The 8,435-nt window shown below is 40.3% G+C and carries 6 protein-coding genes and 1 pseudogene; 4 read left to right on the forward strand and 3 right to left on the reverse strand.

The features are described from left to right. Nucleotides 1-201: 201 nt before the first annotated feature. Nucleotides 202-447 (reverse strand): hypothetical protein, encoded by a 246-nt coding sequence (locus QMA00_RS10690; RefSeq protein WP_290157165.1) that lies wholly within the window; start codon nucleotides 445-447, stop codon nucleotides 202-204. A 90-nt stretch (nucleotides 448-537) separates the two neighbouring features. After that, a pseudogene (gene avtA / locus QMA00_RS10695) lies at nucleotides 538-1,101 on the reverse strand (valine--pyruvate transaminase); the annotation flags it as partial. A gap of 234 nt (nucleotides 1,102-1,335) precedes the next feature. On the opposite strand from avtA, the gene QMA00_RS10700 reads away from it, so the two are divergent. The 4 genes from QMA00_RS10700 (at nucleotide 1,336) to QMA00_RS10715 (ending at nucleotide 7,622) form a co-directional block, all read left to right on the forward strand. Next, nucleotides 1,336-2,349 (forward strand): endonuclease/exonuclease/phosphatase family protein, encoded by a 1,014-nt coding sequence (locus tag QMA00_RS10700; protein WP_290157166.1) that lies wholly within the window; start codon nucleotides 1,336-1,338, stop codon nucleotides 2,347-2,349. A 355-nt stretch (nucleotides 2,350-2,704) separates the two neighbouring features. Beyond that, entirely contained in the window at nucleotides 2,705-3,709 is a 1,005-nt protein-coding gene (locus tag QMA00_RS10705) for an HlyD family efflux transporter periplasmic adaptor subunit (protein ID WP_290157168.1), read from the forward strand. Then, nucleotides 3,709-6,498 (forward strand): ribosome-associated ATPase/putative transporter RbbA, encoded by a 2,790-nt coding sequence (rbbA, locus tag QMA00_RS10710; RefSeq protein ID WP_290157170.1) that lies wholly within the window; start codon nucleotides 3,709-3,711, stop codon nucleotides 6,496-6,498. Before QMA00_RS10705 ends, rbbA begins: the two co-directional genes overlap by 1 nt. Before the next feature lie 2 nt (nucleotides 6,499-6,500). Further along, on the forward strand, nucleotides 6,501-7,622 hold the full coding sequence (locus QMA00_RS10715) for an ABC transporter permease (protein WP_248474596.1): 1,122 nt from the start codon (nucleotides 6,501-6,503) through the stop codon (nucleotides 7,620-7,622). A 477-nt stretch (nucleotides 7,623-8,099) separates the two neighbouring features. On the opposite strand, the gene QMA00_RS10720 is transcribed toward QMA00_RS10715, so the two are convergent. Continuing rightward, nucleotides 8,100-8,270: a hypothetical protein gene (locus QMA00_RS10720; protein WP_290157171.1), complete on the reverse strand. Its 171-nt coding sequence runs from the start codon at nucleotides 8,268-8,270 to the stop codon at nucleotides 8,100-8,102. Nucleotides 8,271-8,435 lie beyond the last annotated feature (165 nt).

The raw sequence follows: 8,435 nt of genomic DNA on the forward strand, positions 1-8,435 counted from the left end.
ATAACCATATGTTAAAAAAGGTCGCGTAGGATACCAACTTATATATAAATTTAAAGGGGGTGTGGCGCGTTTGCACAAAATTAATACAATCAATAAATAACAGTAATACCGGCTGTCTATCATCAACATTCCCAGCTGTCACTTTTACAGCTAATAAACCCACTTCATCATTATGATGAGGTGAAGTTTAAAGCCATAAAATCAGCCCATTGATCCTTTGCCTCGTTTGGCTTCTCCCGTGAAAACGTGGTTGCGAGGAATACGCATGTTGTGACACACACCTGATTGATGAAAGGCAATTAATATAGTTATCACTTCGCTAGAGGATAGTCGAGGTGGCTTAATGCGTTGCTTTTCACCTGATTCTATTAGGTGTTTAAGCCACTGAGGTTCAAACAATAAACAAAAATCATCGACATCTACGTAAATTGCATCTAAGTTATTCATGCCCTTGCCTCGGTAATCTTATGTTTCTTGGTCGAAAGATCTGATCACCGCAAGGGCATTTAGTTCCATTTCTTATGTGCAGCTCAGGTTAGCTAATAAATCGAGATGCTGTACTTCTTCATCAGTAATAACATAGCCTGTAGGGTTAGTAGGGCAAGACACATAGTACGCTAATGCTGCTGTCGCTTGCTAATACTTGCTCAACAGCTTTAAATTTAATGATATATTTAAATTGGTTTGAGCCACTTTCAGTATTTAAAATTTCGATATCGGGCTTTATTGCTACAAACATATCGTCTGTTAAGCCTTGATCTGCATAGCTTACATATCAGGTGCCAGCGGAAATAAAACCTTTTTATGGCTTCCATCAGGCATACTGCCAGCTAACAGATTGAATAACAAAAAAATTGGCTTGGCTGCCATTACCCGCAGGGCCATCGTAAAGTCTAAGTACGTTGGAAAGTGTATTATTCACAACAAACTTTTGTAACTCATTGATAAAAAATTATTAACCTCAGGCACTAAGGCCGGATTACCACCACCGAGCATAACAATATTTGGATTGTTACTGTTTTTAGCATCGCCTAAATCTTCAATTAACTGAGTAATACCATTAGGTTGAGTAAATTTAGTGCCGAAGTTTGAGTAATCCATAATGACCGTGTGCCTTAAAAAATGATAAGTTAGTGTAAATTAACACTATGAATTTGATATTGAAAAATTTTCACCGCTTAGATTACTATAGCGATAACCCGCTATGATCGTTTTTAATATTTTAAGTAGGGCAGCCTTATCAGCAACCTTGAATCACACACTAAAACATCGTTAAACACCACAGCAGACGATTCGGTTATTACTGATACGAGCCTTAAAATTGCTACTTTTAATTTGTTTAATTACCTCGAGCCGCCTAATGCCTATTATGAATTTGAACGCATATACACCGCAGAGCAGTGGGCTAAAAAGCAGCGTTGGCTTGTAAATTACTTAACCGAGCATCAGCCTGATGTGATTGGCTTTCAAGAAGTATTTAGTATTAAGTCGCTTAAAGAATTAGTTAAAGAGCAAGGTTATGCGTACTTTGCCGTGGTAGATGAGCCCCAGGTAATCGACGACTTTATTTACAAACGCCCTGTAGTAGCGCTTGCTGCTAAATATCCCATCGTTGAAGTGGCGAGTGTTGAGCATGACCATGAGCTTGCTAAAACCCTTGGCTTAACTGAGGATTTTACATTTAGCCGAAAGGTGCTTAGAGCTACAATAACCTTACCGCATATCGCCAATACCGATTGCTATGTGGTGCATTTTAAGTCTAAGCGCTCAATGATAGAGCTCGATGAGCAAAACCAAGATCTAACACCCGAAAAAAACATTATCGAGCTATTAAAAGCCGATATAGCAGGGAGTTGGGGCTCAACAATTCAGCGCGGCAGTGAGGCTACATTGCTGATGATAGACATCATTGCACGCCGCGAATCTGCACAAAACCCAATGGTTTTAATGGGCGATTTTAATAACAACTTAGCCGATGGTGTATTAAGCCATTTGTTAACTAATACGCTGCGTTTTGCCCCGACGTTTGACAGTAAAACTTACCTTGCAAAATATTGCCTTAACGACGCATGGCAGTTATTTACAAGGTCGCAATTAAATTCGGCTAATCAAAATAATGAAAATACAGTAGATTTAAAGCGAAAGCCTACCCATTATATTGGCGCGAGCAGCTCAGTGCTTGACTACATTTTGCTATCTTGCGAGTTTGACTCAAGTTACGACGACAGCTTTTTTGAAGTGAGCCAGTACCATACTTACGATCGTCATTTAATTAACCCTGAATTTGAGCGTGATGATTTAAGCACCGATCATGGCGTGGTATTGATTAGCTTAGCATTAAGGTCGTAACGGGTTTTGTTACTAAAAATTACAAGCTAATCTGCCGCTGACATAATTAATATTAAGGCGCTCAGTAGGTGCCTTGATGTTATCCCTTTCTTTTATCCTGCTGTTTTAAAAAATCACTAATAAATAGTGCATTAACTCTAATTTATATTGATCCACATCATCTTTATTAGCGGTGAGGATGGTAGATTAGTGACGCTGGATTTTTAAGTTCGTTTAAATTGCTTATTACAACTACCCATGTTGTACTTTCAAGGCAGGGTTGCTTTAATATAACAAATAGCGTGCTGTATCATAAAAATTTTTACCTTGACTACCCTCACTTACATTACTTTATACATACATGGAGTTTTAGCACATGACAATTAAATCAACGTTCAAATCTTTGAGTAAGCTCGCTGTTTTGGTCATTGTGGGGGGGGCTGGCTGGTATGCTTGGCAAACCTTGCAGCCTACATCATTTGCTGAACAACTTCCTGACAGTGTTGCCTATGGAAATGGGCGAATTGAAGCGACTGAGTACGATATTGTTACAAAATTACCGGGCCGCTTAGTTGACGTTATGGTGCAAGAAGGCGATATGGTCAAAGCGGGTCAAACGTTAGCGGTTATTGACACTGATGATTTAAATGCACAGTTACGTGAAGCTGAGGCGGGGCTTCGTGTTGCTAATGAGTCTCGTAAATACGCATTAGCGATTGTAGAGCAGCATAAAAGTGAGCTTAATTTTGCACAAACTGAATTGCGCCGCTCTGCAAAATTATTGGAAAAAGGCCATATTTCAAAAGAAGTGGTTGATCAACAACGAACCACCTCTGCTATTGCGCAAGCTGCTTTAACCGCGGCAAACGTAAAAGTTGTGCAGTCGGATGCTGAAATAGAAGCAGCGCAGGCACGTATTGAGCGATTACAAAGCAACATAGCCGACAGCACGCTCACAGCACCAATCAATGGACGCATATTGTATCGATTAGCTGAACCTGGCGAAGTGCTTGGCAGTGGTGGTAAGGTTTTATCGTTATTGGATTTAACCGATGTTTATATGAGTATATATTTACCAACAGCGCAAGCGGGCAAGGTAACAATAGGCTCACAAGCGCGCATTGTTATTGATGCTATTGCCGAGTATACATTACCGGCTAAAGTGACGTTTGTATCTGCACAGGCGCAATTTACCCCTAAATCGGTAGAAACCCGAAACGAGCGCGATAAACTGATGTTTAGAGTTAAGGTAAAGCTCGACTCGCAGTTATTAAAAGATCATATAAAACAAGTAAAAACAGGGGTGCCAGGGCTTGCTTATGTGTTGTTAGCGCCTGAAAAAAATTGGCCTACGTCATTACAGGTACGAGTGCCTGAATAATGGATAACGACGATAAAAACATTCAACAGCCATCAAGTGAAAGTGTGGTTAGGCTTACTAAGGTGAGCCATCGCTATGCTAATAATCGCGTGCTTGACAACATTAGTATTTCATTACCTGCCGGGAAAATGGTCGGGTTTATAGGCCCTGATGGCGTAGGAAAATCAAGCTTGTTGGCACTTATCGCAGGGGCAAGGGCGATTCAAGAGGGGGAGGTTGAGGTATTAAACGGCAATATGCGCAGCAGTGGTTTTCGTAATACGGTGTCGCCACGCATTGCTTACATGCCTCAAGGACTTGGCAAAAATGTGTATCCAACACTTTCTGTGTTTGAAAATATAGATTTTTTTGGTCGTCTATTTTCTCAAAATAAAGCCGAGCGAAAACAACGAATTAATAACCTTTTAAAAAGTACAGGCTTAGAGGCATTTGCCGATCGCCCCGCAGAAAAGCTCTCTGGCGGGATGAAACAAAAACTTGGTTTGTGCTGCGCACTGATCCATGACCCTCAATTATTAATTTTAGATGAGCCAACAACCGGGGTTGATCCGTTATCGCGTCGTCAATTTTGGCAATTAATAAACAGTATTCGCGCTGAAAATACACAAATGAGCGTACTGGTTGCGACCGCCTACATGGAAGAAGCCGATGATTTTGATTGGCTAGTCGCTATGGATGATGGAAAAGTAATCGGTACGGGCAGCCCACAAAACCTAAAAGCGCAAACGAATAAAGAATCGCTTGATGAGGCGTTTATAGCATTACTTCCTGAAGAAAAACGCCATGATCATCAGCGGTTAGTTGTGCCACCTCGTAAACAAGACATAAACACAACCCAGTTCGCTATAGAAGCAAATGGATTATGTAAAACATTTGGTGATTTTACCGCCGTTAACAAGGTGAGCTTGAGTATTGAACAAGGTGAAATTTTTGGCTTTTTAGGCTCAAATGGCTGTGGAAAAACCACCACAATGAAAATGCTTACGGGGTTACAACCGGCAACCAGCGGCGAAGCAAAATTGTTTGGTGAAAAGGTCGATGCCAATAACATCGAAAGCCGCAAACGCGTTGGTTTTATGTCACAAGCATTTTCGCTTTATAACGAGCTTACAGTGAAGCAAAACTTGGTATTGCATGCACGTTTATTTCACTTACCCGCAGAGAAAATAGAGCCGCGCGTTAAAGATTTAATTACTCGGTTTAACCTTAAAAAATACAGTGACGATTTTCCTACCGATTTGCCCCTAGGTATTCGCCAGCGTTTATCGCTTGCTGTTGCGGTAGTACATAGCCCTGAAATGCTCATACTTGATGAGCCCACATCGGGGGTAGACCCCGTTGCGAGGGATGACTTTTGGCAGCTACTCATTGAGCTTTCGCGCGAACAAGGCGTGACTATTTTTATTTCGACTCACTTTATGGATGAAGCGGCACGTTGCGATAGAATTTCGTTAATGCATGCAGGTAAAATACTTGCCAGCGATACGCCAGCTGCACTGTGCCAAGCGCGTAATACCGACACACTAGAAGCTGCCTTTATTGAATATTTAGAAGAGGCGGTAAATGCAGCCGGAGCAAGCTCGGTGATACAAGCATCGATAACGGATAAAACCAAAGCATTGGATTCAGCGCCCGCTACTTGTAAAAATAACATTAACCCCGCATTTAGTTTGTTGCGGTTATTTGGTTATGCGCATCGCGAAACGCTAGAGTTATGGCGCGATCCTATTCGCCTAACGTTTGCTTTGCTGGGCTCGATAATTTTACTGTTTATTTTAGGTTACGGCATTACATTTGATGTTGAAGATTTAAGCTTTGCGGTACTAGATCAAGACCAATCGCCCGAGAGCCGCAACTACATTCAAAATATGGCAGGTTCACGTTACTTTATTCAAAGAGCAGATATTAAAAGCCCGCAAGAACTTGATAAACGAATGCGAAGTGGTGAGTTAAGCGTGGCCGTTGAAATTCCACCTAACTTTGCTCAGCAATTTAAACGTGGCCGTAAACCTGAAATTGTAGTGTGGATTGATGGTTCTATGCCGTTTAGGGCAGAAACGATTAATGGTTATATGAGCGGCTTGTATTACAGCTATTTAACCAACTTATCTTTGCGCACTTATGCACAAGTACCAAACTTAGTGCCAGCTAATATTGAATCTCGCTATCGTTATAACCAAGATTTTAAAAGCATTGAGGCCATGGTGCCGGCGGTTATTCCACTGCTATTGGTATTTATTCCTGCGATATTGATGGCGCTTGGCGTAGTGCGGGAAAAAGAGTTGGGTTCAATCATAAACTTATATGTAACACCGGTTAACCGGCTGGAATTTATTATTGGCAAACAGCTGCCTTACATTTTAGTGAGTATGATCAGCTTTTTTGGCTTAGTCGCACTTGCTATTACTGTGTTTGGTGTGGCGCTAAAAGGCAGCTTTTGGGCGCTTAGTTTGGCTGCATTATTATACGTTACAGCGACTACCGGAGTTGGGCTGTTAATTTCGGCTTTTACAAAAACACAAATTTCAGCATTGGCAGCCACTACGGTGGTTGTGTTGATGATTGCCGTTAACTTTTGTGGGCTAATTGACCCTGTTTCTTCCTTAGAAGGGTTTGGCGCTATTATTGGTAAACTGTTTCCGACCACCTACTTTTTAGAGGCGTGTCGAGGAGTCTTTAATAAAGCGCTTAATTTTTCTGATTTATCAGCCCAGCTACTGCCTTTATTCGCTTTTATACCTGTGCTGACTCTGGCCAGTGTATTTTTACTTCCAAAGCAGGACAAATAGCCATGCAACGTCACGGAAATATTGTTAATTTAGGTATTAAAGAGTTGCGTAGTTTATGGCGTGATAAGGTTTTACTGCTATTTGTTTTTTTTGCTTTTACTGGGTTGATTTATGTGGTGGCTTCAGCCACGTCGATAGAGTTAAATAATGCGCCGATTGCAGTTGTTGATCACGACCAATCGCAATTATCTAAGCGTATTATTAATGCCTTTTATGAGCCTTACTTTAAAACGCCAGACAGTATTTCATTAAGCGATGTTGACTCAGCTATGGATAATGGCCGCTATACTTTTGTGCTTAATATCCCGCCTTATTTTGAGCGTGATGTACTTGCAGCTAAGCAACCTACAATTCAAGTAAATATAGATGCTACGCGCATGTCGCAAGCATTTATTGGTGATAACTATATTCAAACCATTATTAACGGCGAAGTAAATGAGTTTGTGCAAGGTTATCGAACCGTTTATTCACTGCCAATAAAGCAATCGGCGCACATTATGTTTAATCCAAACATGACAAGTGTATGGTTTGGTAGCGTGATGGAATTGATGAACGTGATCACAATGATTTCGATTATTTTAACTGGCGCCGCGGTGATCCGTGAACGCGAACACGGCACATTAGAGCATTTATTAGTGATGCCATTAAGCCCATTTGAAATAGTGATGGCGAAAATTTGGGCCAATGGGGTAGTGATTTTATTACTAACTGCGTTTTCATTATTTATTGTGATCGAAGGTTTGTTACAAGTGCCTATTCATGGCTCGCCAGGCTTATTTTTATTTGGCGTTGCTATTCATTTATTTGCGACCACATCGCTGGGTATATTGTTAGGCACACAGGCGCGCACCATGCCGCAACTCGGGTTACTGATGATTTTAATTTTATTACCATTACAAATGCTCTCTGGCGGTGTTACGCCGCGAGAAAGTATGCCTGAGGTGGTACAAAATATAATGTTATTGGCGCCAACAACGCATTTTGTCAAATTTGCTCAAGCTATTTTATACCGAGGAGCAGGGTGGGATGTAGTTTGGCCTTACTTTTTAGCATTAACAGTTATTGGCAGTGTGTTTTTTACTGTTGCATTAATGCGCTTTCGTAAATCAGTGGCGCAAGGTTAGGGTAATATACCAACCTGCATAAATATTTGAACAATTTAACGAATTAAATCACCCTATAACGTTGTTAAAAATTTTTCATTTAGAACAACTAGATATCAAAAATTTTGCCTAGTTATAGAGCAATTTTCTTATCGTTAAAATAGATCCCATATCCAAGCAGATTGGTATTAAATATAACGCGTGTTTTCAAAAAATGACTTTAAGATAAAGCCACCCGTTAACGTTAAAGCGCTAATGGGTGGCTGTTGAAGTATGGGGGAGTGATACCATCCGCAATAATTATTAAGCGAATGGGTTTGACTTAGTTTAGTCTTGGGTTAAGTGGTAAACCTTTCAGTTGTTGTAACGCGTTGTTTGCTAAACGAGTATTTTGTTGTGTGTGCATACCTAAAGACGGTAGCTGATCCGCATTCAAAACCAGTTTATATTGGCTTAGCGTTTGTATAAGATCAGCGTTTAATACACTGTAATTAAGCGCTATTTTTTTGCGAAATTGCGTTTAATGGTGGCTACGTCTTTGTATTGTGCCAACTTAGCCAAGTTTTCACCTTTTTCGATTTCATATTGAGCTGAAAAATCGGGCGCTGATACACAGTTCAATAGCGCTAAGGTTACCAAGCATTTGGTTATTTTATTCATCATATTCATTTTACCGTTCCGTTATCAGTAACACCATAAAACAACACTTAGAATAAATGCTAAAATAAAAATTATAAAAATACGTAATTAGTACTGATTTTAAGTTGCGCTCAGACTCTAAAAAAATACCAAGACGCTGTGATAGAGTAAGTTTTATATAAAGAATGAATCTAT

The organism is Pseudoalteromonas sp. APC 3694, from assembly GCF_030407565.1.
Lineage (GTDB): Bacteria > Pseudomonadota > Gammaproteobacteria > Enterobacterales > Alteromonadaceae > Pseudoalteromonas > Pseudoalteromonas tetraodonis.

Bases quoted from the DNA above. Each gene is read 5' to 3' on its own strand.
- QMA00_RS10690 (WP_290157165.1), bottom strand. From the start codon at position 447: ATGAATAACTTAGATGCAATTTACGTAGATGTCGATGATTTTTGTTTA.
- QMA00_RS10705 (WP_290157168.1), top strand. From the start codon at position 2,705: ATGACAATTAAATCAACGTTCAAATCTTTGAGTAAGCTCGCTGTTTTG.
- rbbA (WP_290157170.1), top strand. From the start codon at position 3,709: ATGGATAACGACGATAAAAACATTCAACAGCCATCAAGTGAAAGTGTG.
- QMA00_RS10715 (WP_248474596.1), top strand. From the start codon at position 6,501: ATGCAACGTCACGGAAATATTGTTAATTTAGGTATTAAAGAGTTGCGT.
- QMA00_RS10720 (WP_290157171.1), bottom strand. From the start codon at position 8,270: ATGAATATGATGAATAAAATAACCAAATGCTTGGTAACCTTAGCGCTA.